Source organism: Flavobacterium sp. GT3P67 (genome assembly GCF_004349155.1).
In the GTDB taxonomy this organism is placed as follows: domain Bacteria; phylum Bacteroidota; class Bacteroidia; order Flavobacteriales; family Flavobacteriaceae; genus Flavobacterium; species Flavobacterium ranwuense.
The window spans coordinates 862,361-888,009 of record NZ_SMLF01000001.1 but is presented as its reverse complement, the minus strand read 5'-3'; the positions used below and the strand labels follow the sequence as shown (position 1 = coordinate 888,009).

Sequence of the window (25,649 nt, the reverse complement as noted above, 5' to 3'; positions counted from 1 at the left end):
ATATGGACATTCAATCCGAAAAATTAGAATTGATCAAAATGTTGTTAGAAACTGACGACAAGACTATAATCGAGGCTATAAAAAACATTTTCAAAGCACAAAAAAAAGATGTTTGGAAAGAATTATCTCCCGAGCAACAGGAAGAAATTGATCTTGAAATTCAAGAGGCAAATCGTGGAGACCAAGTTGATTTATAAAAAAAATTATTTGTTGCAATATATAATTACCAACCCCAAATTGTTAATTTACAATCTAATATGAAAGGACCTTTATTTTACTCAAAAATATTACTCTTTGGAGAATACGGAATCATTCGTGACTCAAAAGGGTTGTCTATTCCTTATAATTTTTACAACGGTGCGCTTAAAAGAGATGAAAACCCGTCTGAAGAAGCCATCAAATCAAATGGAAATTTGAGACGTTTTGTTATCTATTTGGAAACGTTACAAAACGAACAGCCTGATTTAGTCACTTTCGATTTAGATACGTTAAAAAATGATGTTGAAACCGGAATGTATTTTGATTCCAGCATTCCTCAAGGCTATGGTGTAGGCAGCAGTGGCGCACTTGTAGCAGCTATTTATGATAAATATGCACAAAATAAAATCACGGTTTTAGAGAATTTGACTCGTGAAAAATTATTGCAATTAAAAAACATATTTTCTCAAATGGAGAGTTTTTTCCACGGAAAAAGTTCTGGTTTAGATCCTTTAAACAGTTATTTGAGCATTCCAATACTTATCAATTCTAAAGACAATATTCAAGCAACAGGAATTCCGAATCAAAGTTTTGACGGGAAAGGCGCTGTATTTTTGTTGGATTCCGGTATTGTGGGCGAAACCGCTCCGATGGTCAACATTTTCATGGAAAACCTGAAAGACAAAGGTTTCCGTACTATGTTGAAAAATCAATTCGTAAAATATACTGATGCTTGTGTGGAAAATTTCCTTGGCGGTGACATGAAATCATTATTCATGAATACCAAAAAATTATCAAAAGTGGTTTTGAATAACTTCAAACCAATGATCCCGGAACAATTTCACGGAATTTGGCAACAAGGAATTGACAGCAATGATTACTATTTAAAATTATGTGGCTCTGGTGGTGGCGGTTACATCTTAGGTTTTACCGAAGACTTAGAAAAAGCCAAAGCTTCCCTGAAGGATTATAAACTAGAAGTAGTGTATCAGTTTTAAAAACTTCTAGCTTTAAACTCCTACAACTTTAAGCTGACAGCACAATTCTATATATTGAATGCTGTCCGTTTTTTATCCTTATTATTAGCATATATTCCTTTTGCTTTTTTGGGTAAAACTCTATTTCTCATTCGAAAATCATGAATTTACTGGACTAAAATTGTCTTATAACATTCGTATTTCTTGATGGTTCTGTGGTAATACCGTATATTGATCCGCCTGTTTTTTTTCAACAAAAAAACTTTGAAATAAAAATCAAATTATTCCACATAAAAAAATTGAAATAAATTTAAACAAAATCTTACATTTCGATAAAAAAACAGCTTATCTTTAAGCATCTGATTTTTTTTGCTCTTTTACTTACTAAAAACCTATATGTTTAAACGCAAGATTCTTGAAAAATATAAGCCACGCAATGTTTTCACTCCGCTGATTATAGTAATTCTATCTTGCTCTTCGCTGATTATTATCAACTACCTGACGATTAAAATCTTGTCCGCATCCAGAGCGTATGTAAATGGAGAATCCCATTATTCAAAAGGGCAAAAAGATGCAGCCCGCCACCTTATCACCTACCTTTATACTAAAGATCCCATTCAATGGAAATTGTTCAACGAAGAATTAAGTGTTCCGAAAGGAGATGGTATTGCGCGAATTGGTTTGACCAATAATGATGACATTAACACCATTGAAAATGGATTAAGGGCTGGCAGAAATCACGAGAAAGATTTGGATGATATGGTTTGGCTATTTAGACATTTCCACGCTGTTCCTTTCTTGGCAAAAGCTATTAATGAATGGAAAAAAGCGGACCATCTAATTGACCAACTTGCTTCGATTGGAAATGAAGCTAATAAAAAAATAAGCGGTAATACTTCAAAATCAGACGACAGGCAAAGAATTCTCCAAAGGATAAACATCATTACTGATAAATTAACAATAAATCAGCGTAATTTCTCTGATGCACTTGGAGAAGGCACTCGCTTAATTAAAACCTACCTTCTTTTTACCAATATCTTTTTTACTCTGATGATCATTGGAAGTGTAAGCCTTTACTATTCTGTAATGGTTAACAGACTAAGACGCTCGAAGCAGGAAACAGATGACAAGAACAGGAATTTAATAATTGCCAATAAGGAGCTTGACAAGTTTGTTTACAGTGCTTCGCATGATCTAAGGTCTCCTATCTCTTCTTTAAAAGGATTAATAGAAATTGTGAAATTAGAAGATGATTTGGATCAAATTAGGGATTATTTAGATCTAATGCATCAAAGCCTTGATAAGCAAGACCAATTTATAAGAGAGATAATTGATTATTCGAGAAATAAGAGAAAAAAAATAACCGTTGCTTCCGTTAGTTTAAATAAAGTTATAGATGAGATTATTGCTCAACATCTTTATATTAAAGGAACGAATGAAATTGCTATCAAAAAAGAATTGTCAGTTGATGAGGTTTATAGTGACGGTTTGAGACTGAAAATTATTTTAAATAATTTATTGTCAAATGCCATCAAGTATACTGACGAAAGCAAAGAAAAAAAGTACATTTCAATTAAAACGTATACCAAAGGAGAATTTTACAAAATAGAAATTGAAGACAATGGCATCGGAATTAATAATGAATACCATGTCAAAATCTTTGAAATGTTTTTTGTAACTAACAACAACAAGAAAGGCTCCGGTTTAGGTCTTTACTTAGTAAAAGAAGCTGTTGAAAATCTTAATGGAAGCATAAGCGTAAATTCGAAAATGAATATTGGAAGCAAATTTATAGTAACTATCCCGAAACAATATGAAGCCCAATTATAAAATTTTGATAATTGACGACAATACAATTGATCAAATTGTCACCAAACAATTGCTAAAAAAAACACTTGGCATAACTGATATAAGTACTACTAATAATGGTAAAGAAGGAATTCAATGGCTTAATAATCACAAAAAGAGTTTTGAAGAATCTCTAATTATTCTGTTAGACATTAAAATGCCGGAAATGGATGGATTCGAATTCCTTTCGGAATATGAAACGCTACCCGAAGAATTGAAAAAGGAAACTCAAATTTTCATGCTTTCCTCAACATTAGATCCTAATGATATTAGGCGGGCAAAAAATAATAAATATGTAAAAACGCTTTTAAGCAAACCTTTACCAATTAAAGAATTTGGAGAAATGATTTATCCTGATTCTTCTCCAAAATAGTACAATCCGTTTTTGAATCAAATGAAATCAGAATTATTACCAATGAATATGCCCGAAATAATCGTAGCATTTAGCAATTTCTCTTAAAAAAATTCTCGTGTGTGTGTGTTTTTGTAAAAAAATCAAGTTGATTTTAGAAACAAAATCCTAAATTTGAAGATAAATAGGCAAGTTTGCTATACCATTGTAAAAACTTGACAAAAAAACTACTACTAAAAAATGTTAAGCAGGCAACATAAGCTTTTAGTGATGAAGATTATTAGTTTATTCTCTGTTGTTAGAGGATATAACATTCCAATAATAATTTTGGCGCAATACCTTTCGGCGATATTTATTCTGGCTCCCGAAAAAAGAGCGCTGGATATTCTACTCGATTTCAATTTATTCATACTGGTTTTCGCTTCTTCACTTACTATTGCTTCGGGTTATATCATCAATAATTTTTATGACAGCCGAAAAGATTTAATCAATCGTCCTAACAAGTCGATGCTGGATCGATTAGTGAGTCAAAAAACGAAACTGAGCGTCTATTTTACACTCAATTTTATTGTGGCTTTAATGGCTTTGTTTGTTTCTTGGCGTGTATTTTTATTTTTTTCAGGATATATATTTTTCATCTGGTTTTATTCCCATAAAATAAAAAAATACCCAATAATAGGAAACCTGACAGCCGCTTTACTGGCAGTTTTACCCTTTTTTGCGATACTGTTGTATTTTTATACTCGGATTCCATATGAAGAGATTGAAAATTACAAAAGACAACTTGGAGTGATTTTCTCTCATGCTTCCTTTCTGTTTTTACTACTGTTGATTCGAGAAATGATTAAGGATTTAGAAAACCTAAAAGGCGACTTAGCCAATGACTATAAAACGATTCCGATTGTTTATGGTGAAGAAATATCAAAAAAAATCATTACTGCTTTGACAATTCTGACTGTTTTTCCAGTTTATGTTTTAATCGAAATTTACGATGTAGGTTACATGGATGTTTATTTTTATTCCTGTCTCATCAGTCTGATTTTTTTCTTGACTTACTTGTGGAAATCAAACACAAAAGCACAATTTTTATTACTTCATAATGTCCTAAAATTCCTTATTGTCGCTGGTGTTTTTTGTATTGTATTGATTAATCCGAGTGTTTTGTGGCACGGAAAAAGATTATTGATGACGGTTTAGAGGATTTCTGCTTTGGGATTATAAAAGGTTGAAAACAATTTTCTCAACAACTCTTAAATTCTTCCATTTGGTTAGCCCCGATTGAAATGGAATCCTTTTTCTTTTTTCTTTAAAAAGAAAAAGATAGAGTGGAAAGCGGGAAATAGCTCCAAAAAACGAAACTAAAACGTATTAATTAGCTTATTAACTAGATAGTTAGCGTTTTTATAATTGGCTGTTATTGATTGTCAACTATATAAATAGTATCTTTGCACAAATTATTGGAATATTATGAATAACAAGGAAGGCAATAATAAGAAAAGTGGTCCTAGAGCAGCTAGCTCAAGATCAAGTTCGAATAAGCCAAAACCTGCCATGCAGAAGCGCGCTCAAGGGCCGAAAAAAGTTAAAGTAAATACTAAAGTTGCCGATATCGCTACTGATAAAGTAGAGAAAAAACCAAATCAAGCACCAAAGAGACCGAAAGTAAAAGACGAAATTCGTTTGAATAAATACATTGCTAATTCTGGTGCGTGCTCGCGTCGTGATGCTGATATTTATATTCAATCCGGGACGGTGAAAGTAAATGGAATTCCTGTTACCGAAATGGGATACATGGTAAAACCAGGAGATGTTGTAAATTTTGACGGTGCCACTTTGACACCGGAGAAAAAAGTGTACATCTTACTGAACAAACCAAAAAACTTTACTACTGCCATGGACGAAGGTCAGGAATATCGTAATGTATTGGAATTAGTTAAAGGTTCTACGACTGCAAAAATTGGCGCAGTGGGAAGAATGGACAAGAATACAACTGGATTGTTATTGTTCACAAACGATACGGATATGATCCGTAAGTTTACGTTACCAAGCCAAAAATCATCTAAAATTTACCAAGTTTCACTAGATAAAAACTTGAAATTTGAGGATTTAGAAAAAATAAACAAAGGTTTGACTCTTGACGGACACCGCGTTTTTGTGGAAGATGTAAGTTACATTGATGGTGAAGCAAAAAGTGAAATTGGGTTGCAATTAAGATCGGCTAACGTGAAAGTGGTTCGTTCCATTTTCGAACATTTCAGTTATGATGTGTTGCGAATTGACAGGGTTGCTTTTGCTGGTTTGACCAAAAAGAATTTACCAAGAGGAAACTGGAGATTACTTACTGAACAAGAAATTATCAATTTGAAGAACGTATAATATTTCTTTGAAATTATAGCAATAAAATCCCTTTCGCATAAAGCGAAAAGGGATTTTTTAATTAAAAACAAATCCTAATTACCATGACACCAGAAAAACTACAATCAATTGCTTTTAAATGGTTTGAAACTTTTAACAATAAAGAATTAGAAAAATTATTGTCTTTATATGATGAGGATGCAGTTCATTTCAGTCCGAAACTAAAAATCCACAAACCAGAGACTAACGGTTTTGTTACTGGTAAAGAAGCACTGCGAGAATGGTGGCAGGATGCTTTTGAGCGTTTACCCAGTTTAAATTATAAAGTAAAATCATTGACCGCAAATGGCGACCGCGTTTTTATGGAATATATTCGAACGGTTGTTGGTGAAGAAGACTTACTGGTGGCGGAAGTTTTGGACATCAAAGAAAATAAAATAATTGCTTCCCGAGTATATCACGGATAAATTTTAAATTTAATTTAAAAAAATAAATTAGCTTTACGGTTGTTATAAATTCAAAAACTATGAAAAAGACATTATTATTAACTTTTTTACTATCATTGCTGATGATAAACTGCAAAAAAGAGGAAAAGACACAAGATTTTTCTGCGTTAACCAAAAGCTATTTTGACGATAGAAATGCGATGAGTCCTTTGGATGCAACGCAAAATGGTCAAAATGAGTATAACGACCAGTTGCAATTTGAAATGACGGACAGTTACAGAAAGTCGCAAGAAGCTTTTTTTGATAAATATCAAACTGCTCTAAAAACTATTGATAAAGAAAGTTTATCCGAAGAAGAAAAAAACAGCTACGAAATAATCAAATGGGAAGTTGAGATTGGTAAAGATTTATTGAATCAACCTACAAACCTCATGCCTGTACATCAATTTTGGGGAACACACCTAACTATGGGACAATTTGCGGGAGGAACCAGCGCACAACCTTTTAAAACAGAAAAAGACTATACTAATTTCCTAAAAAGAATGGACAAATATTCTGTTTGGATTGATTCTGCAATGGTATATATGAAAAAAGGAATAGCAAAAGGAATTGTACTGCCAAAATCATTAACAACCAAATTGATTCCACAATTTGCCGAAATGGCCACACCAAAAATTGAAGATAATTTATTTTACTCGTCGATAAAACTGATGCCAGCATCCTTTTCTGATGCTGTAAAAAAAGACTTAACCACAAAATACACGGCCACCATCAATGACAAATTGATTCCTCAATACATGAAAATGGCTGATTTCCTCACCAACGAATACCTTCCTGCCTCAAGAACAACCAGCGGAATAGGAAACTTCCCTTTTGGAAAGGATTTGTATGCCACGTATGTAAAACAATGGACTACAACCGAAATGACTCCAGAGGAAATTCATGAATTGGGATTAAAAGAAGTAGCTCGATTAAATGCCGAAATGGAAAAGGTAAAAACTCAAGTAGGTTTCAAAGGAACTTTAGTACAATTTTTCGAAGAAGTTAGAAACAAAAAAGAGCTAAAACCTTTCAAAAAACCAGAAGAAGTTATTGCTAATTTTCAAAGTATTTATACCCGAATCAAACCGAATGTAGACAAATTATTCGCACTGCAACCCAAAACAAAATTTGAAATCAGAAGAACGGAAGCCTTTAGAGAAAAAACGGCAAGTGCCGAATACATGCAAGGAACGGCAGACGGTTCGCGTCCCGGTATTTTTTATGTTCCAATCCCTGATGTAGCCAATTATAATCTTTATGGAGATGAAGATTTATTTTTACACGAAGCCATTCCAGGACATCACTTCCAAATTTCATTGCAACAAGAAAATGCCAGTCTTCCAGATTTTAGAAAATTCAATTGGTTTGGTGCTTATGGTGAAGGCTGGGCTTTATATACCGAAAGTTTAGGCAAAGAGCTTGGATTGTATCAAGATCCGTATCAATATTTTGGAATGCTAGGCAATGAAATGCACAGAGCGGTTCGATTAGTAGTTGACACAGGACTACATTCAAAAGGTTGGACTAGAGAGCAGGCTATCAAATATTCATTAGCAAACGAAGCCGAAAGTGAAGCCAGCATTATTCCGGAAATAGAGCGTTATATGGCAATTCCAGGACAAGCTTTGTCTTATAAAATAGGCCAGTTAAAAATTATAGAACTTCGTAAAAAAGCGGAATCCAAAATGGGTACAAAATTTGATATTAAAAAATTCCATGAAAAAGTATTAGAATCTGGGGTAATGCCTTTAGCATTATTAGAGATGAAAATTAATGAGTGGATAACTAAATCGAACTAAAATGAAAAAAATACCATTTAATATCCTATTCCTGTTCTTTATCGTTTTCAATATTAATGCACAAGGATATCTTGATAAAATTGACCCATACTCTACTGGTGTCTTATATAGAAATTCCGTTTTGATCAGTCGTGATTTAGCAAAAATAGAAGGTTCAAAGTATTTCAATGAAGACTTTCAATTAGCAGAAATTTCTAGTGTTCCACAAAAATTAATGGTGCGATACAATGCTGTTACAGACACTTTAGAGATTCAAAGTACAGGTTTAGATTTTTTTTCACTTACTAAAAAAAACCCTTACAATACTATCACTATAATTTCTAATGGAAATAAATTTAACCTTTTAAATTACAGAAATAAAGAAACCACCGTTTATGGATACCTACTGCAATTATACACTAAAGATAATGTTACGTTGTACAGAAGAGATAAAATTATTCTCCAAAAAGCGATAGAAGCCAGAACTACTTATCAGCAAGCAACACCTGCAAAATTTGTCAAGACAAATTCAGAATATTATTTAAGTTTAAAAAATGAAACGGCTATAGCCTTACCGAAAAATAAAAAAGAATTTCAAGAATTTTTTCCAATGAGAAAAGAAGAAATTGCAGCTTATCTAAAAAACAATAACTTTTCTTTAAAAGATGAAAAGAGTATTATTGAAATGGCAAAATTCATAGCTAATTTCTAATACATACAAAAAAAGCTTCTCAATTGAGAAGCTTTTTTTTGTGCGGATAATAGGACTCGAACCTACACGCCTTGCGGCACCAGATCCTAAGTCTGGCATGTCTACCAATTTCACCATATCCGCGCAATTGTGGGTGCAAAGATAAACATAACTTCCAATTTTCAAAGTAATTTACATAAAAAATATTCATACTCTTTTTTGTACTTTTGAAATATAAACAAAATTCAAATAATGGAAAATATTAAAGCATACGTTCAAGAACACAAAGATCGCTTTATCAACGAGTTAATCGAATTATTGAAAATTCCGTCCGTGAGTGCTGACACCGCTTATTCGCATGATGTTTTTGAAACAGCTGATGCCGTAAAGGCCAGTTTAGAAAAAGCAGGCTGCGATTTTGTTGAAATTTGTGACACTCCGGGTTATCCAATCGTTTATGGTGAAAAAATCATAGACCCATCATTACCAACCGTTTTGGTTTATGGTCATTATGATGTACAACCGCCAGATCCAATGGAACTATGGACTTCCCCTCCCTTTGAGCCAGTAATCAAGAAAACAGAAATTCATCCCGAAGGCGCTATTTTTGCCCGTGGATCTTGTGATGACAAAGGCCAAATGTACATGCACGTAAAAGCATTAGAATATATGGTTCAATCGAATACTTTGCCTTGTAATGTAAAATTCATGATCGAAGGCGAAGAAGAAATTGGCTCTAAAAGTTTGAGTTGGTTTGTGGAACGCAATCAGGAAAAACTAAAGAATGACGTGATTTTAATTTCGGACACCGGAATGATTTCTAATCAGCAACCGTCAATTACAACAGGATTACGTGGATTAAGCTATGTAGAAGTGGAAGTTACGGGGCCTAACCGTGACTTGCATTCTGGATTATATGGCGGTGCTGTTGCCAACCCGATAAACGTTTTAGCTAAAATGATTGCTTCACTTCATGATGAAAACAATCACATTACAATTCCCGGTTTCTACGATAATGTAGCAGAATTATCACTGGAAGAAAGAGCTGAAATGGCCAAAGCACCTTTCAATTTAGACAATTACAAAAAAGCATTAGACTTAAATGACATTTATGGCGAAAGCGGCTATGTAACTAACGAAAGAAATTCCATTCGTCCTACTCTAGATGTAAACGGAATTTGGGGTGGTTACACCGGAGAAGGTGCCAAGACAGTGATTGCAAGTAAAGCTTTCGCTAAAATATCGATGCGTTTGGTTCCAAATCAAGATTGGGAAGAAATTACCGAATTGTTCACCAAACATTTCACAAGCCTTGCTCCTGCCGGCGTTACCGTAAAAGTAAAACCGCATCATGGCGGACAAGGTTATGTAACCCCAACAGACAGCATTGGTTACAAAGCCGCAAACATGGCATATACAGAAACCTTTGGAGTTCCCGCAATTCCCGTGCGTTCCGGAGGAAGTATTCCTATCGTTGCGTTATTCGAAAAAGAACTGAAAAGCAAAACCATTTTGATGGGATTTGGCTTGGACAGCGATGCGATTCACTCGCCAAACGAACACTTCGGAATCTTTAATTACCTGAAAGGAATTGAAACTATTCCGTTGTTTTATAAATATTTTGTGGAGTTATCTAAATAATATTTTTAGATATCGTCAGTTCGAGTTTTTTTGTAAAGAGAAACGGAACAAAAAAGTATCGAGAACCTTTTTATAACAATTAATCCGTTCCCCAATGAACGGATTTTTTTCGGGCGTTCCCCGCCGAAAAAAGCGGGTCAGGCTTTCTGTTCTCAATCTTTTCATTTTTTAAAGAAAAAAAATAAAAAGGATTTCCACTGTAATCCTTAATGCAAACCGCTGACTACCAAAATATTTTTCTCTAAAAACTTGTTTATCTGATTTTATATTCTACATTTGTAGAGTAAACTCTATTTCCGTAGAACAAAATCATTTTATGCGACAAACTGTAATTGGAATAGGCTTGGTATTTTTATTATTTGGTTGCAAAACCAATCAAATGAAAAATAAACTTAGAGAAGGACTTTGGATTGAACAATACACACAAGACAGTTCCCATTATAAATCGGTTGGGAAATATCGAAAAGGTGATCCCATAAAAAAATGGAGTTATTACTTAAATGGTAAAATCATTAAAAGAGAAAAATACAAAGACAACATCTGCAACACTACTTTTTATCATAAAAATGGAAAAATACAGTCCAAAGGAAAAACAAAAATGGAAACGAGCGATAAGTACGCGCATTGGTTTTATTTTGGTGACTGGAACTTCTTTAATGAAGATGGAAAACTAATAACGATAAAGAAATACAATAACGGGGAATCACTTTCCGAAATAGAAATTAAATAAACATGCAACAACTAACAAACGCAGAAGAACAAGTAATGGAGCACCTTTGGAAACTCGAGAAAGCCTTTATGAAAGACTTGCTTGAAGCCTATCCAAAACCAAAACCCGCTACCACAACCATTGCTACTTTATTAAAAAGAATGATCGACAAGCAATTTGTAGCCTATAGAGAGTTTGGGAACTCACGGGAATATTATCCATTGGTCAAAAAGACCGATTATTTCTCGAAACACGTCAACGGATTGATTAGTAATTTTTTCAACAATTCCGCATCACAATTTGCTTCTTTCTTTACCACCGAAACGAATTTGTCTCAAACAGAATTGGAAGAACTTAAGAAAATAATAGACAGTGAAATTCTAAAAAAGAAAAAATGAGCGACTTTCTAATCAAATCGACAATTACTTTATTCGTGCTATTGGCGGTGTATTATTTGTTTTTAGAAAAAGAAAAAATACACGTATTCAATAGGTTTTACTTGTTGTTCAGCCTTACTTTTTCGATGATACTTCCATTTATAACCATCGAAGTTATTCAGGAAATAGCACAACCTACAGTCAATCCAGCAAACATTCAAATACTGCAAGGAAACACGGTAATAATCGAAGAAACAAACTATCTGGCAATAGGATTGTGGAGTTTGTATGGTTTAGTAACACTTATTTTGGCGATACGTTTTATCAGCAATATCAATAAGATTTCGTCTAAAATGAAGTCGAATACACCTATTGACTATAAGAATGCCAAATTGATTTTGGTTCCCGAAAAAACGTTGCCACACACTTTCCTGAATACGATTTTCATCAACGAAACGGAATACAACAACCGTCAAATTGAAGCTGAATTGTACACACACGAACTTACGCATGTAGCCCAAAAACACACTTTGGATATTTTATTCATTGAACTATTGAAAACCGTTTTTTGGTTCAACCCCATTTTTATTTTTTACAAAAAAGCCATTCAACTAAATCACGAATTTCTTGCTGATGAGAAAGTAGTGACTTCCTATAACAACGTTCCGTTCTACCAATCTTTATTACTATCGAAAGCGAACGAGAACCAAACTTTTTACTTGGCCAGTAATTTGAATTATTTAATAACTAAAAAACGATTACTTATGATGACAAAAACCACATCAAAAACAGAAGCTTTATTAAAAAAAGCAATGCTAATTCCTGTAGTAACTGCCTTATTGTTTTTATTGTGTACGAAAGTCGTTGCACAAGAAACCAATGTAAAAAAAGAAACTACTCCTAAAAAATCTGAAAATTTAATTAAAACGTATTACGACAAAACCACTTTTAAAATCAAAGATGAAAAAGGAAAGGTTGCCAGCGAAAAAAAATACAATGAACTAACTCCTATAGAAAAAAGAGCTATACCTTCTATCCTATCCAAGCAAAAAGAATTGCCTACAAACGAGGAACTTCTAGGGATTTTAAGTAAAGGAGCTCCTGAAGTAATTGAAATTGATGCGTACGATTCTGAAAATCAGTTTGTCCAAAAAGGGGAAAATGAAGTCTATAATACTGCTGGAATAACCGAAAAACCAGATTTTCCAGGAGGAATTATGGAATTTTACAAATTTGTGGGCAATAATTTTAAAACTCCAGAACAACCTAATTTAAAAGGAAAAGTATACATCACCTTTATCATAGAAAAAGACGGCAGTTTAAGCGACATAAAAAACATACGAGATATTGGTTTTGGAACCGGTGAAGAAGCCATACGTGTTTTGAAAATATGCCCGAAATGGATTCCCGGTAAAATGAACGGAGTTCCTGTTAGAGTAATGTATAGCTTACCAATAACTATTCAATCTGGAAAGGCGTAATTGCAAAAAAAGAAATCCGCTTCAAAAGAAGCGGATTTATCAAACTAAAAATCTAAAAAAAACTACTAACTAAACTCTTTATCAGGATTATATCCTAAATACGACATGGATTGTTCTTTGAAAACAACACCATATTCTTCTAATTCTTTCAAAATAGGCACATAGACTTCTTTACGAATAGGCAATTGAACTCCCGGAGTCGTAATTTTACCATTCAATATTAATAAAGTTGCCATTGCAACGGGTAAACCCACGGTTTTTGCCATAGCAGTATAGGTTTGATCATCACCAATACAAACCATTTTTGAATCTATTTGTTCTTTTTTGCCATGTATTTCGTATCCAAATTTGTGATACATGACAATCATATCTTTATCTTTAGGTTGAAGTGTCCAACTATCACTGAGTATTTTTTCCAAAATTTGAGCCGGAGTAGCATTCTTCAATCCTACTTTTTTATCACGATTGAACAAATCTAATTCTAACAATTTATCCCACATGATGTCATCTTGGTCAATTTTTAGAATCAAACGCGTTTTAATTTCTACTGAATCCGTTGGGTGATACGGTAAAAAAGAATTCACAAATTCTCTATAACTCATGTTTTCAGAATCTTCCATGATGTAACTGTCATCCGTCATTCCTAATTGCACAAACATATTCCACGCTTTAGAAAAACCCACACGACGAATCGTTCCTCTATATAAAGTAAGCACATTATCTAAACCATACACACTTCTGTATTTTAGGGAATCCCTATTCGAATAGGCTTCAAATCGCCCGTATCCTTCTACATCCAGAAACTCTGTTCTACGGAATAAATTACAATACGGAATGTATTTATACGTACCTTCCTGAATAAACTTGGCAGCGCCACCCTGACCGGCAAGAACGACATTACGAGGCGCCCAGGTAAATTTATAATTCCAAAGATTCGTATCTGATTCCGGAGCTACAAGACCGCCACAAAAAGATTCAAAAAGAAGCATTTCTCCGCCTTTTTCCTTAATCTCATCAATCACTTTCATCGCACTCATGTGGTCAATCCCAGGATCAAGTCCAATTTCATTCATGAAAATCAAATTATTCTCTTTGGCTGCAATATCTAATTCCTGCATGGCATCACTCACGTATGAAGCGGTAACCAAATGCTTTTTGTAAACAATACAATCCTTAGCTACCTCAATATGCAAATGAGCCGGCAACATTGAAATAACAATATTGGCTTTCTGAATCGCTTCTTTTCTTTGATTTTCATCAAAAATATCTAAGGCAATCGCCGTTGCATTGGGATGATTATTTGTCTTTTTTTCAGCTAATGCCAATGACAAATCACCAATAATAAGATGCAAGTTCTCTTTTTCTGATTTACTTAAAAGATAATGTATCAAAGATGAAGCTGATCTTCCTGCCCCGATGATTAAAATTGTTTTCATTTTTTATAATTATAACACAAACATACAAAATTGTTGTATTTATAACAAATAGCGTTGTTAAAATTTTTCATAAATGGCAAAAAATTCAACACCTGCTAAATCAATCCCTATTAAAAGTATCTCATAAAACACTTTTAATTTAAATACAGATGAGATACTTTTGTATTAAAACAAAATCAACATGGACAAAAAGATAATTTCAACAGGAGCTATTTTGGGAATGATTGCAATAATTCTTGGTGCTTTTGGCGCACATGCCCTAAAAAAAGTACTGTCTATGGAGCAATTAGCTACTTTTGAAACTGGTGTACGCTACCAAATGTACCATGCGCTGTTTTTATTATTTATTGGACTAATGAAAGAAGTACCTCAAAAAACAAAAAAAGCAATCTATTTTTTGGTTCTTTTTGGTATACTATTATTCTCTGGATCGATTTATTTATTGGCAACGAATGATCTCACTTCTTTTGATTTTAAAATTATAGGATTCGTGACTCCTATTGGCGGACTCCTATTAATACTGGCCTGGGGCCTTTTATTAATGAATATTATGAATAAAAAATCACAAAATTAGTAGAATCAAACTGTATCTGAAATATAATTTCTACTTTTGCAGTCTATAAAAAAGAAACTACACAACAATAAATTTATGGACAATAACACGCTTTTCTCGCAATCGATTTCGTTAAAAGAATTAGGAATTGAAAATGCAAAAATTCATTACCAGTTATCCCCTGAAGAATTACACGACATAACAATAAAATCAGGTCAAGGAATTGAAAGTTCTACTGGAGCATTAGCCGTAAATACAGGAGAATACACAGGCCGTTCACCGCAAGACAGATATATAGTTAAAGACAGCATAAGTGAAAATCAAGTTTGGTGGGGAAAAGTAAATATTCCTTTTGAGCCAGCTGCTTTTGAAGCGCTATACAATAAGGTCACCACTTATTTATCCAACAAAGAAGTTTTTGTCAGAGACTCTTACGTATGCTCTGATCCAAATTATAGATTGAATGTTCGCGTAATTACAGAAACACCTTGGGCAAATTTATTTTGTTACAATATGTTTTTAAGACCTGAACAGGAAGAATTAGCAAAATTTAGCCCAGAATGGACTTTACTTTGCGTGCCTAGTTTTATGGCAGATCCTGCAGTTGACGGAACTCGTCAAAGCAATTTTGCGATTCTTGATTTTACAAGAAAAGTAGTTTTGATAGGCGGAACCGGGTATACAGGAGAAATGAAAAAAGGAATATTTTCTGCTTTGAATTTCATTTTACCAGTTTTCAAAAACACCTTACCAATGCACTGTAGTGCCAATGTTGGGAAAGACGGTGATACTGCCATTTTCTTTGGATTATCAGGAACCGGAAAAACAACTTTATCAGCAGATCCAAACAGAAAATTAATTGGCGATGACGAACATGGTTGGACCAATGAAAATACTGTTTTTAATTTTGAAGGAGGTTGCTATGCAAAAGTGATAAACCTTACTGAAGAAAACGAACCAGACATTTTTAGAGCTATAAAAAAAGGTGCAATCCTTGAAAATGTTGTTCTTAAAAAAGACACCAATGAAGTTGATTTTGAAGACATTTCCATCACTCAAAACACTCGAGTAAGTTATCCTATTTACCATATTGACAACATTCAACCTGGTTCTATTGGGAAAAATCCTAGAAACATCTTTTTTTTAACTGCCGATTCATTCGGAATATTACCTCCAATTTCTAAACTGACTCCTGGGCAGGCTGCGTATCATTTTATTTCTGGTTATACGGCAAAAGTTGCGGGTACAGAAGCTGGAATTACAGAACCTCAGCCTAATTTTTCTGCTTGTTTTGGCGCACCTTTTATGCCATTGCACCCAACAAAATATGCTGAAATGTTGAGTAAAAAAATGAAGGATGCCAATGTAAAAGTTTGGTTAATCAATACCGGTTGGACTGGCGGTCCTTACGGAACAGGAAGTCGAATGAAATTAAAATACACGCGTGCCATGATTACCGCTGCATTAAACAGAGAATTAGATGATGTAGCTTATGAAAACCACAAAGTATTTGGAATTGCAAAACCGCAAACGTGTCCAAATGTTCCTAATGAAATATTGAATCCGAGAAACACATGGGAAGATCCTGAATTATACGATAAAAAAGCGGTAGAATTAGCTCAAAAATTCAAAGCTAACTTCGCCAAATTTGAAGAATTTGCCAATGCCGAAATTATGGCAGGAGCACCATTAGCCTAAGTTAATATTAATTCAAAAACCAATTGAGCCGTTCGTAAAGAGCGGCTCTTTTTTTATACGCAAAAACCTAATTAAAAACATACCAACTATTTATACCAATATTCATTTTTTGTCGTTAAATTTGTGATCATCAATCACCCGAGCTAGAATAGCGAACTGGCGAAGCAATCAAAAAAATCAATCATGTTAAAACAATTTTTTATTCTTTGTTCCGGAGCTGACAAAGATCTTCTTGAAGGCTGTTCCGAAGGCGAACAAACCAAATATGTTGGTATTGGCGCCACCGTTTTCTTCACCGCCATCATGGCTTTTCTTGCCAGTTCTTATGCGTTGTTTACCGTTTTTGACAGTATATATCCCGCAATCGCGTTTGGTATAGTTTGGAGTTTACTTATCTTTAATTTAGATCGTTTTATTGTTTCCACGATTCGAAAAAGAGACCAGTTTGGAAGTGAATTTCTGCAGGCAACCCCCCGAATTATTTTAGCGGTAATTATTGCGATAGTGATTTCAAAACCATTGGAAATTAAAATCTTCGAAAAAGAAATTAATACCGTTTTATTGAAAGAAAAAAATGCCATGGCTTTGAATAACAAAAAAGAAGTGGCCAATTATTTCAAATCGGATTTGGACAAGAACAAAACTGAAATAGCAAGTTTGAAATCGGAAATTACCAAGAAGGAAAAAGAAGTTAATACACTCTATGAAACGTACATCACAGAGGCAGAAGGAACTGCCGGAACTAAAAAATTAGGTAAAGGCCCTGTTTTTAAAGAAAAAATTGCCAAACATGATTTGGTGAAAAAAGAGCTGGACACTTTACAAAAAACCAACTTGGCTAAAATTGCTGAAATGGAGAAAAACACCAAAGCCCTTCAAACTGACTTAAACAAGAAAGTTACCGAAACCCAACCTATTATTGATGGATTTGACGGTTTAATGGCACGAATCAACGCCTTGGATAAATTACCTTGGCTGCCTTCATTTTTTATTATGCTCTTATTTTTAGCCGTAGAAACCTCTCCTATTATCGCCAAACTTCTATCCCCAAAAGGCGAATACGATTATAAATTAGAAGATTTAGAAACGGCGCTAAAAGCAACAATCGAACAAGACAAATACCAACGCACTTTGTTGGTAAAAACAAGTGCTGTTATGCACGATAAAGTCTATGGTGACATCGCTGACGATAAAAAACTGTATGATTTGCAACGGAAAAATACTACTGATTTACTAGAATTACAATCCAATAATTTTGTAGAAAAGCAAAAGAGAACTCTTTAGTCTAAATGTTAAAAAGGCGAAAGTCATATAGTCAAAAGATATCGTATTCCCTTTTGACTTTATGACTTTCGACTTTAAGATTAATTACATATAACTCAAAATTTCTTTTTTGAAAGCATCATATTCGCCTTGTAAAATCAATCCGTTGTCAAGCAATTTTTTATAATTCTGCAATTTTTCAAAAAGTTCATCTTGTGATAAATCGCTCAAAGATTTGTCTTTTGATGTTACTGCAATCTCCTCGAATTCTTGATTTTCAGCAGTGAAATTTGGTTGTGAAACCGGCATTATTTCAGCAAAACTAGTCACTTCTTCCGTTTCCATTTCTTCGATTATTTCCACTTCTTCTATTGGAACAATCGGAACCTCATCCATCATGGTTGCATTTAATACAGACCCAACTTTCAATATATCCAATTGTTCTTTGGCATACGTAAAAATCTTTCGCGCTTGGATTTTAGGAATGTAATCAATGGAAACTTCCATATTTGTTCTGGTTGTGAATGAAAACTCTGAACCAAGAATATTTTCTTTTACAAAAGTACCTTCAATCTCATCCCAAGTGTAATCAATAAAATTCATTGAAAGTCCCAGATTTTTGGGTTGACAAATGATAATTCTTTTATTTGTCATCACAATACTATCTGGCAAAACGGTAATCGCTGGTTTTTTTTGAACAGCAATATATCCAATTTCTTCATTCTTCATCAATAAATCACTCAATTTTGAAGCGATTTTTTCAATAGCTTTTGGGTCTTGTTCTTCGTTTAAAAACTTCTTAAATTGTTCTTTCATATGATATGCTGAATTTATTTCAGTATGTGTTTATAATTTCTATTCTGAATTTATTCGCAAAAGTAATGCCTAATTTTCTAATTCTTAAATTTCACTCTGCAATTTCTTTGTTAAACTTTTGAAAACCAATTCATAGGAATGGTCAATCAACTCTTTGACAAGCGCATCCGAAACTGATGTATTTACTGCAATTGTATTCCAGTGTGTTTTACTCATGTGAAAACCCGGCTGAATAGCATCGTACTCCGCGCGTAATTCCTGAGCGCGTTCCGGATCACATTTTAAATTGACTGATGGTTGGCCTTTCTCCCATTGACTTAAAGACGACAACGCAAACATTTTTCCGCCCACTTTAAAAACAAGAGTATCTTCATCAAAAGGAAAATGTTCCGTTACTCCTTTTTTGGAAAGACAATATTCATAATACGTTTCTAGATTCATAAAATAATTTTTTATTTTTTATTTTTTAAAAATCTGCAATCGTTACTCTGCATTCAAAAATCTTAAATCATAAAGAATGGGTTTACTGGGACTGGCATCATTCTCGAAAGAAGCAATTTGTAAATTCAACAAATAGCTCCCGTCTTTAACATCATCAGCCACAAAAATCATTTCCGTTATGGTGCAATCCAATCGTGCATCAACGTTCAAATTATTGACATCTTTTACATTCCAAAATGCTTTGTGCGCCAATAATTCCCCATCATCTTTTTCTTTATCGACACTGGGCAAGTCAATCAGTAAATGCTGAATCCCGCTTTCGCGAATGAAACGCGCAGCATCTTGATCCAGATAAGGCGGATTCGTATTGGAATATTTTAATGATTTTTTTATTTTAAAATTAGGAAGAGTTCTAATAATTATGGCATCAGGAGTTTTTCCACCCAACCCCTTTTCAATCTGATCTTTAGTTATCACCAAATCTTCTTCTTGTATTTCCGGCACAACCGAAATCAATTCAGCCAAAAAGAAAAACTGTTTCAACGACTGATTAATACTGTAAAATTCTCGTGTAATATGTCCCAGACATTCAGTGTGAGTTCCGTGTCCGTGTGGATTGAAGAAAATGTTATTAAAATTTGTGGAGGATTTCCCTTCCGAAACTTTCCCTATCCAATCCCCAAAAACCACGGGCTCAATTACTGGTTTGTCGATATACCAAGCAATTGGATTCTCATCAGTATTCGTTAACGGAATCGAAATATCAATGGGTTTTGATAAATCGACTTTGAAGTTATCAATAGTTGCAATCATAATTATTTAACCACAAAGGGCACTAAGATTAACACCAAGATTACAAAGTATAGTGGCCTTTACGCCATCTTTGTGTTCTTAGTGGTTATATGTTATTCCAAATTTAAGTAAAATAAGTCTGATGCAATTCCATCCGTCAAAAACTTTCCTTTCGGTGTTGGTTTCAAGATATTTTTTTCGATGAAAACTAAATCATCATCAAGGAACTTCTGCACTTGTTTATCCAAATATTCTAAATAAACAATCCCAAATTCGGTTTCGATTCTATCCAAAGAAACGCCCCAAATCGTTCGCAAACCAGTCATAATATATTCGTTGTATCGATCTGTAATCGAAAGGATTTCTATTTCATTGGGCAGTTTATTTTCTTTTATTGATTTTAAATAAAGGGAATTATTCGAAACATTCCAACTTCTGGAAACGCCATTATAACTGTGCGCCGAAGGACCAATTCCGATGTATTTTTTCCCTAACCAATATGCCGAATTATTCTTCGAAAAATAATTGACCTTCCCAAAATTCGATAATTCATAATGAACAAAATCATTCGCTTCGAGCGTTTCTACCAAAATAGCAAAATGTTCTTGTGCAACATCGTCTTTAGGAGCTGCAATTTTTCCGGCTTGAATCAGTTTATTCAAAGCCGTTTTAGGCTCCACCGTCAACGCATAACTCGAAATATGCGGTATCCCAAAAGACAATGCTGTTTCAATATTTTGTTTCCATTTCTCATTGCTCATTCCCGGGATTCCGTAAATCAAATCAAGAGAAATATTGTCAAAATACTTGGTGGCTTCTTCCAAACATTTTTTGGCTTCAGCCGAATTATGAGCACGGTTCATCAGTTGTAAATCTTCTTCAAAAAAAGACTGAATCCCGATGCTCAACCTATTGATTTTACTTTTAGACAATTCAATTATTCGTTCGCTTGACAAATCATCAGGATTGGCTTCAAGCGTGATTTCAGGATTTTCAGAAACAGAATAGTGTTTATACACTTCCGCTATCAGGAAATTAATTTCTTCGGAAGTTAAAACACTTGGGGTCCCACCACCGAAATAAATGGTTTCCACTGTTTGCTTCGCCTGTTCGCTTTCGCTCGGGTCGTTTTTAAACTCACTTTTGCGCATTTGAATTTCTTTGGCAATAGCCAAAACCATTTCTTCTTTCTTCTTCATCGAAGTCGAAAAATGGAAGTCGCAGTAATGACACGCCTGCTTGCAAAAAGGGATATGTATATAGATTCCGCTCATTTATTAGTATTCAGTGGTCAGTTTTTAGTGTTCAGTTCTGCAAACTGAATACTGAACACTGACCACTATTTTTTAATTCTTTCTTCGTTTTGTTTTACAAAAGCATCCCAACCGGTATAACTTTTAGCGCCAACCACTTTTCCTGAATTGAAAAAATGACAAACCGCTGCTGCCAATCCGTCCGTGCTATCGAGATTTTTAGGCAATTCTTTCAAGCCTAATAACTGTTGCAGCATTTTGGCAACTTGCTCTTTGCTGGCGTTTCCGTTTCCGGTAATCGCCATTTTTATTTTCTTGGGTTCGTATTCGGTTATAGGAATATCTCTCGAAAGTCCTGCTGCCATGGCCACGCCTTGTGCGCGTCCTAACTTCAGCATCGATTGCACATTTTTACCAAAAAAAGGTGCTTCAATTGCAATTTCATCTGGATTGTGTGTATCGATTAATTCAATGGTGCGTTCAAAAATGATTTTTAGCTTTTGATAATGATTGTCATATTTGGACAATTGCAACTCATTCAATTGCAAAAATTCCATTTTTTTATTGACAATTTTTATCAATCCAAAACCCATAATCGTCGTTCCTGGGTCAATTCCTAATATGATGCGTTCGTTTGCCAATTTTAATTTGTTATTTTGCAGTAATGATTACAATTCCACACAAAACTAAGCAATTCCTCGTACTTCTAATCAAACTTTTGATTGTGGGCGGTGCGTTTTATTTTATTTACAATCAATTGGCCAATAACGACAAACTGGATTGGCAGAAATTCATCATTTTATTCCAGAAAAACCAATCCATTGGCGGAATCGCCTTTATTTTGTTATTGAGTGTTTTGAATCGGTTTTTTGAAATCTTGAAATGGCAGAATTTAGTCGAATTTATCCATAAAATATCGTTGGGAGCAGCAACCAAACAAGTACTTGGGGCTTTGACTGCTGGGCTTTTCACACCAAACGGCGTGGGCGAATATGCAGGAAAAGCATTGTTTTTTGAGAAAAAGGAAACTAAAAAAATCATTTTTTTGAATCTGATTTGCAACGGAATCCAAATGATATTGACCGTTATTTTTGGAATTTTCGGTTTGTTATATTTCAACGCAGAATATAATGTGATTACTACAAAAACCGTCGCACTCCTTTTTGGAATTCTAATACTCCTTTTCATTGTTTTATTTTCGGTCAAAAAAATTACCATCAAAGGCTATTCTATCGAAAAACTAATTCATAAAATTAATGAAATTCCAAAACCCATTCATCAAAAAAACATCTTTTTAGGCATTTGCCGTTATCTGGTTTTTTCGCACCAATATTATTTTTTGTTTTTAGCTTTTGATGTTGATTTACCTTATTTAACATTGATTGCCACGATTACTTCTGTCTATTTTCTAGCTTCCTCCCTCCCTACTTTTCAATTTTTGGACTTTGCCGTAAAAGGAAGTGTTGCGGTTTATTTTTTTGGGATTCTTGGTGTAAACGAATGGATTGTCATTTTTATCTCAACTTTAATGTGGTTTTTGAATGTGGTTTTACCCGTAATAATTGGCAGTTATTATGTATTGAATTTTAAAACTAAAAATCCAATATGATTTTTGCTTTGCACTTCGTTATCATCCTGTATTGCATGGCGATTTGCTTTCTGATTTATGGTTTCGCCAAAGTAAATACTATTGATTATATTGGTTTAAAGCCAAAAACAAAATTCTCAATTATAGTCCCTTTTCGGAATGAAACTCAAAATCTGCCTTTTTTATTAGACAGTTTATCCCAATTGAATTACCCGATGGAAATGTTCGAAGTCATTTTGGTTGATGATGAATCAGAAGAAGCCTTTAAAGTTCAAAGTTTAACGTTTAAAGTTTCGGTCATAAAGAATGTTCGGGTTTCAAATTCACCCAAGAAAGATGCGATTGTAACCGCAATGCAAATAGTAAATACGGACTGGATCATCACCACCGATGCAGATTGCACAGTCAATAAAAACTGGTTATTGACATTGGATAATTACATTCAGCTTCATAATGTTGCCATGATTGCCGGAGCAGTAACGTATGATTGTGGCAATTCATTTCTGCATCATTTCCAGCAATTGGATTTAGCCAGTTTACAGGGCGCTACAATTGGAAGTTTTGGAATTAACAAAGGTTTTATGTGTAATGGCGCCAACTTTGCTTATACCAAATCGTTTTTTCAGGAACTAAATGGTTTCGAAGGAAATGATGGAATCGCAAGTGGCGATGATGTTTTCCTATTGCAAAAAGCAATTGTCCATTATCCTAAAAAAGTCCATTATCTAAAATCTCAAAATACGATTGTCTTTACAAAACCATTGGATGATTGGAAATCGTTATTCTATCAAAGAGTACGCTGGGCCTCAAAAACAGGTTCGTATCAAAGTACTTTCGGAAAAGGGTTGGGACTGTTGGTCTTTGCGGGAAATTTGTGTTTGGTTTTGGGTTTTGGGTTTTGGATTTTGGGCTTAATTGCTTTTCAGAACGTCTTTTTATTATTTGCTTTAAAGTTCACTGTTGATACAATTTTGATTTACAAAGCCAATCATTTTTTGAATAAAAGTAAAATACGTTATTTAATTTTGAGCAGTTTGTTCTATCCGATTTTTAGTACGAGCGTGGCTTTGTATTCTTTGTTTGGGGAATACGAATGGAAAGGAAGACGGTTTTAGATGGAATCAAGATTGATTTCTTAACTTTCTGTAAAGACAAAGTTAGCATGTTCAATTGCTTGTTTAGCCAATAGTAGATACAAAAAAAGCTTCCGAAATTAACGAAAGCTTTTTTAAGTATTTTATGATGCTTTTAGTCTCTGTTGACTAATGCTTCTTGTTTCCATGTTTTTACTGAAGCAATTCTGCTGTTAGAGTAATCTACTTCGCTTAAGTTATTGCCATTCCAGAATAACCATTTTCCAGTTTTTTCACCTTTTTCATAATTAGCAATAGATAACTTGTTGCCGTTCGTGTCATATGAAGTCCAAACTCCTTCCAGTTTGCCATTTTTAAAGAAGCCTTCCTGTTGTACTTTTCCATTTTCAAAGTAGTAAGTTGTTTTTACTAACTCACCTACAGCTTCTAATTTTGGATTGTTTTCTTGTGCAAATAAAATGCCTGAGAATAATAGTGCGGTTAAGATTATATATTTTTTCATGTCGTTTGGATTTTTAAATTCATATTAACTAAACAAATATATAAAACATTTTACAATAAAAAAACTATTACTTAACAATTTAGTAACATTGGAGTAAAACTTAACATTGGGAATATCCAGAAATAAAAAAACCAATGCTTTCACATTGGTTCGTTTATGTTATTTTTATGAGACCTATTTTAAAAGAACATCTAACTCTTCTTGTAGTTTTGGTGATGAAGGTCTGGCCGCATCTGCTTTTACAACTTTTCCATTCGGATCTATCAAAATGAACCTAGGGATTCCGGTGATATTAAAGTCTTTGACAAATTGAGAATTCCAATCATTATCCGCAAAAACCTGAACACCGCCCAATTCTTTTTCTTTTATCATGGTTTTCCATTTTTCGAGATCCTTTAATTTATCAATAGAAATGCTCACAAAAGCAATGTTTTTATCATGGTATTTTTCTTCAACTTTTTTCAAGAAAGGAATTTCGGCACGACAAGGTCCGCACCAAGTTGCCCAAACGTCTATATATACATATTTTCCTTTAAAGTCTTCCAACTTAGTTTTTCCACCCTTGTAATTAGCATAATCAAACGAAGGAGAAGCGGAATTGTTTAATTTATTGTTCGCTTGACCTTGTTTGTAATATTTAGTCAAACCGTCTAAATTATTCTCAATATCTTTCTTTTGAAGAGCAACAAAATTAGGATCCATTTTGTTAGTTTCTAATTTTGCTAAATCGGCTTTGTTTTTCTCGGCAATTAATTTATTGAAAGCTTCTTCATTAGTCGATAACATTTCATCGTAATTAAATTTGCTTTCTGATATGGTGTTTTGAGCCAAAAAATTGTTCTCCACAGCTCCTTTTCCTGAATACACAATGGACTCGTCAAATTGTTTCGCATCCATTTTTAACTTTAAATCATATCCGTTTTTAAGATACAATTTGGTATATTCAACCCCGTCAAACATTAGATATAAGCCGTCTTTTATGTTTAAGGTATCTTTAAAAACGCCTTCTTTATTGATTTGGATTTTTCGAATCACTTTTTTGTTATCTCTGATATAAATAGAATCTCCATTTCTGTTGGCTATTTCGGCATTAAAAGAAACGTAATTTGGACCTTGCCCGTAACTATAAAACGTAGCGGCAAATAGAATGGCAATAAGTACTAATTTTTTCATAAATGATGAGGTTAGATTGTGTTAGTCAAACTTAATTATTTAATATATGATTTTCAAAAGATTAACAATAATTTAATTTTCGTTGAAGTTTCATGGTTTTAGGGTTTAATACAATATTTGTTTTTACTTTTGCAGTCTAAAATTT

General features: G+C 33.8%; 26 protein-coding genes and 1 tRNA gene. 18 read left to right on the top strand and 9 right to left on the bottom strand.

Annotation, left to right across the window (positions count from 1 at the left end; genetic code table 11):
* Positions 1 to 2: 2 nt before the first annotated feature.
* The 9 genes from E0H99_RS03860 to E0H99_RS03820 all read left to right on the top strand — a co-directional run bounded on the left by E0H99_RS03860 (position 3) and on the right by E0H99_RS03820 (position 8,708).
* Positions 3 to 197, top strand: coding sequence for a hypothetical protein (locus tag E0H99_RS03860; protein WP_131991334.1), 195 nt, complete (start codon positions 3 to 5; stop codon positions 195 to 197).
* Positions 198 to 257: 60 nt separating this feature from the next.
* Positions 258 to 1,196, top strand: a complete 939-nt coding sequence (locus tag E0H99_RS03855) for a mevalonate kinase (RefSeq protein ID WP_131915547.1) — start codon at positions 258 to 260, stop codon at positions 1,194 to 1,196.
* Between the two features lie 375 nt (positions 1,197 to 1,571).
* Positions 1,572 to 3,005: a sensor histidine kinase gene (locus E0H99_RS03850; RefSeq protein WP_131991332.1), complete on the top strand. Its 1,434-nt coding sequence runs from the start codon at positions 1,572 to 1,574 to the stop codon at positions 3,003 to 3,005.
* The gene (locus E0H99_RS03845) at positions 2,989 to 3,396 is read left to right on the top strand and encodes a response regulator (protein ID WP_131991330.1); all 408 of its coding nucleotides are present in this window, start codon (positions 2,989 to 2,991) and stop codon (positions 3,394 to 3,396) included. Before E0H99_RS03850 ends, E0H99_RS03845 begins: the two co-directional genes overlap by 17 nt.
* A gap of 219 nt (positions 3,397 to 3,615) precedes the next feature.
* On the top strand, positions 3,616 to 4,572 hold the full coding sequence (locus tag E0H99_RS03840; RefSeq protein ID WP_131991328.1) for a geranylgeranylglycerol-phosphate geranylgeranyltransferase: 957 nt from the start codon (positions 3,616 to 3,618) through the stop codon (positions 4,570 to 4,572).
* A gap of 270 nt (positions 4,573 to 4,842) precedes the next feature.
* Positions 4,843 to 5,751, top strand: a complete 909-nt coding sequence (locus E0H99_RS03835) for a pseudouridine synthase (protein ID WP_131991326.1) — start codon at positions 4,843 to 4,845, stop codon at positions 5,749 to 5,751.
* 83 nt (positions 5,752 to 5,834) lie between these two features.
* A complete protein-coding gene (locus tag E0H99_RS03830) occupies positions 5,835 to 6,197 on the top strand; it encodes a nuclear transport factor 2 family protein (RefSeq protein WP_131991324.1) in 363 nt (120 codons plus the stop codon).
* Positions 6,198 to 6,256: 59 nt separating this feature from the next.
* Positions 6,257 to 8,017: a DUF885 domain-containing protein gene (locus E0H99_RS03825; protein WP_131991322.1), complete on the top strand. Its 1,761-nt coding sequence runs from the start codon at positions 6,257 to 6,259 to the stop codon at positions 8,015 to 8,017.
* 1 nt (position 8,018) lies between these two features.
* Positions 8,019 to 8,708, top strand: coding sequence for a hypothetical protein (locus E0H99_RS03820; RefSeq protein ID WP_131991320.1), 690 nt, complete (start codon positions 8,019 to 8,021; stop codon positions 8,706 to 8,708).
* Between the two features lie 41 nt (positions 8,709 to 8,749).
* On the opposite strand, the gene E0H99_RS03815 is transcribed toward E0H99_RS03820, so the two are convergent.
* A tRNA-Leu gene (locus tag E0H99_RS03815) sits at positions 8,750 to 8,831 on the bottom strand.
* 108 nt (positions 8,832 to 8,939) lie between these two features.
* Between E0H99_RS03815 and E0H99_RS03810 the strand changes: the two genes are divergently transcribed.
* From E0H99_RS03810 to E0H99_RS03795, 4 genes are all read left to right on the top strand, one after another.
* The gene (locus E0H99_RS03810; RefSeq protein ID WP_131991318.1) at positions 8,940 to 10,328 is read left to right on the top strand and encodes a dipeptidase; all 1,389 of its coding nucleotides are present in this window, start codon (positions 8,940 to 8,942) and stop codon (positions 10,326 to 10,328) included.
* A gap of 379 nt (positions 10,329 to 10,707) precedes the next feature.
* Positions 10,708 to 11,058 (top strand): hypothetical protein, encoded by a 351-nt coding sequence (locus E0H99_RS03805; RefSeq protein WP_240723433.1) that lies wholly within the window; start codon positions 10,708 to 10,710, stop codon positions 11,056 to 11,058.
* A gap of 2 nt (positions 11,059 to 11,060) precedes the next feature.
* Positions 11,061 to 11,435, top strand: coding sequence for a BlaI/MecI/CopY family transcriptional regulator (locus E0H99_RS03800; RefSeq protein WP_131991314.1), 375 nt, complete (start codon positions 11,061 to 11,063; stop codon positions 11,433 to 11,435).
* On the top strand, positions 11,432 to 12,895 hold the full coding sequence (locus E0H99_RS03795) for a M56 family metallopeptidase (RefSeq protein WP_131991312.1): 1,464 nt from the start codon (positions 11,432 to 11,434) through the stop codon (positions 12,893 to 12,895). The genes E0H99_RS03800 and E0H99_RS03795 overlap by 4 nt, the downstream gene beginning before the upstream one ends.
* A gap of 65 nt (positions 12,896 to 12,960) precedes the next feature.
* Here E0H99_RS03795 and E0H99_RS03790 read toward each other — a convergent pair whose 3' ends face one another.
* Positions 12,961 to 14,331, bottom strand: coding sequence for a saccharopine dehydrogenase family protein (locus tag E0H99_RS03790; protein ID WP_131991310.1), 1,371 nt, complete (start codon positions 14,329 to 14,331; stop codon positions 12,961 to 12,963).
* A gap of 181 nt (positions 14,332 to 14,512) precedes the next feature.
* Between E0H99_RS03790 and E0H99_RS03785 the strand changes: the two genes are divergently transcribed.
* The 3 genes from E0H99_RS03785 (at position 14,513) to E0H99_RS03775 (ending at position 17,866) form a co-directional block, all read left to right on the top strand.
* Complete coding sequence (locus E0H99_RS03785; protein WP_131991308.1) at positions 14,513 to 14,905, top strand: DUF423 domain-containing protein; 393 nt, start codon at positions 14,513 to 14,515, stop codon at positions 14,903 to 14,905.
* Between the two features lie 75 nt (positions 14,906 to 14,980).
* Positions 14,981 to 16,582 (top strand): phosphoenolpyruvate carboxykinase (ATP), encoded by a 1,602-nt coding sequence (pckA, locus tag E0H99_RS03780; protein ID WP_131991306.1) that lies wholly within the window; start codon positions 14,981 to 14,983, stop codon positions 16,580 to 16,582.
* 183 nt (positions 16,583 to 16,765) lie between these two features.
* Positions 16,766 to 17,866, top strand: a complete 1,101-nt coding sequence (locus E0H99_RS03775) for a DUF4407 domain-containing protein (protein WP_131991304.1) — start codon at positions 16,766 to 16,768, stop codon at positions 17,864 to 17,866.
* An 84-nt stretch (positions 17,867 to 17,950) separates the two neighbouring features.
* On the opposite strand, the gene E0H99_RS03770 is transcribed toward E0H99_RS03775, so the two are convergent.
* The 5 genes from E0H99_RS03770 to ruvC all read right to left on the bottom strand — a co-directional run bounded on the left by E0H99_RS03770 (position 17,951) and on the right by ruvC (position 21,788).
* Complete coding sequence (locus tag E0H99_RS03770) at positions 17,951 to 18,661, bottom strand: PH domain-containing protein (RefSeq protein ID WP_131991302.1); 711 nt, start codon at positions 18,659 to 18,661, stop codon at positions 17,951 to 17,953.
* A gap of 84 nt (positions 18,662 to 18,745) precedes the next feature.
* Positions 18,746 to 19,102: an MmcQ/YjbR family DNA-binding protein gene (locus tag E0H99_RS03765; protein WP_131991300.1), complete on the bottom strand. Its 357-nt coding sequence runs from the start codon at positions 19,100 to 19,102 to the stop codon at positions 18,746 to 18,748.
* A gap of 42 nt (positions 19,103 to 19,144) precedes the next feature.
* The gene (locus E0H99_RS03760) at positions 19,145 to 19,915 is read right to left on the bottom strand and encodes a cyclase family protein (RefSeq protein ID WP_131991298.1); all 771 of its coding nucleotides are present in this window, start codon (positions 19,913 to 19,915) and stop codon (positions 19,145 to 19,147) included.
* 92 nt (positions 19,916 to 20,007) lie between these two features.
* A complete protein-coding gene (hemW, locus tag E0H99_RS03755) occupies positions 20,008 to 21,168 on the bottom strand; it encodes a radical SAM family heme chaperone HemW (RefSeq protein ID WP_131991296.1) in 1,161 nt (386 codons plus the stop codon).
* Positions 21,169 to 21,233: 65 nt separating this feature from the next.
* On the bottom strand, positions 21,234 to 21,788 hold the full coding sequence (ruvC, locus tag E0H99_RS03750; RefSeq protein WP_131991294.1) for a crossover junction endodeoxyribonuclease RuvC: 555 nt from the start codon (positions 21,786 to 21,788) through the stop codon (positions 21,234 to 21,236).
* Positions 21,789 to 21,811: 23 nt separating this feature from the next.
* Here ruvC and E0H99_RS03745 point away from each other — a divergent pair, with 23 nt between their 5' ends.
* Positions 21,812 to 22,756, top strand: a complete 945-nt coding sequence (locus tag E0H99_RS03745) for a lysylphosphatidylglycerol synthase domain-containing protein (protein WP_131991292.1) — start codon at positions 21,812 to 21,814, stop codon at positions 22,754 to 22,756.
* Positions 22,753 to 23,850 carry a glycosyltransferase family 2 protein gene (locus E0H99_RS03740; protein ID WP_131991290.1) on the top strand — a complete coding sequence of 366 codons (1,098 nt, stop codon included), beginning with the start codon at positions 22,753 to 22,755 and terminating at the stop codon, positions 23,848 to 23,850. Before E0H99_RS03745 ends, E0H99_RS03740 begins: the two co-directional genes overlap by 4 nt.
* A 133-nt stretch (positions 23,851 to 23,983) precedes the next feature.
* Here E0H99_RS03740 and E0H99_RS03735 read toward each other — a convergent pair whose 3' ends face one another.
* Positions 23,984 to 24,331, bottom strand: a complete 348-nt coding sequence (locus E0H99_RS03735; RefSeq protein WP_131991288.1) for a toxin-antitoxin system YwqK family antitoxin — start codon at positions 24,329 to 24,331, stop codon at positions 23,984 to 23,986.
* A 174-nt stretch (positions 24,332 to 24,505) separates the two neighbouring features.
* The gene (locus tag E0H99_RS03730; protein ID WP_131991286.1) at positions 24,506 to 25,504 is read right to left on the bottom strand and encodes a TlpA family protein disulfide reductase; all 999 of its coding nucleotides are present in this window, start codon (positions 25,502 to 25,504) and stop codon (positions 24,506 to 24,508) included.
* Between the last annotated feature and the right edge of the window lie 145 nt (positions 25,505 to 25,649).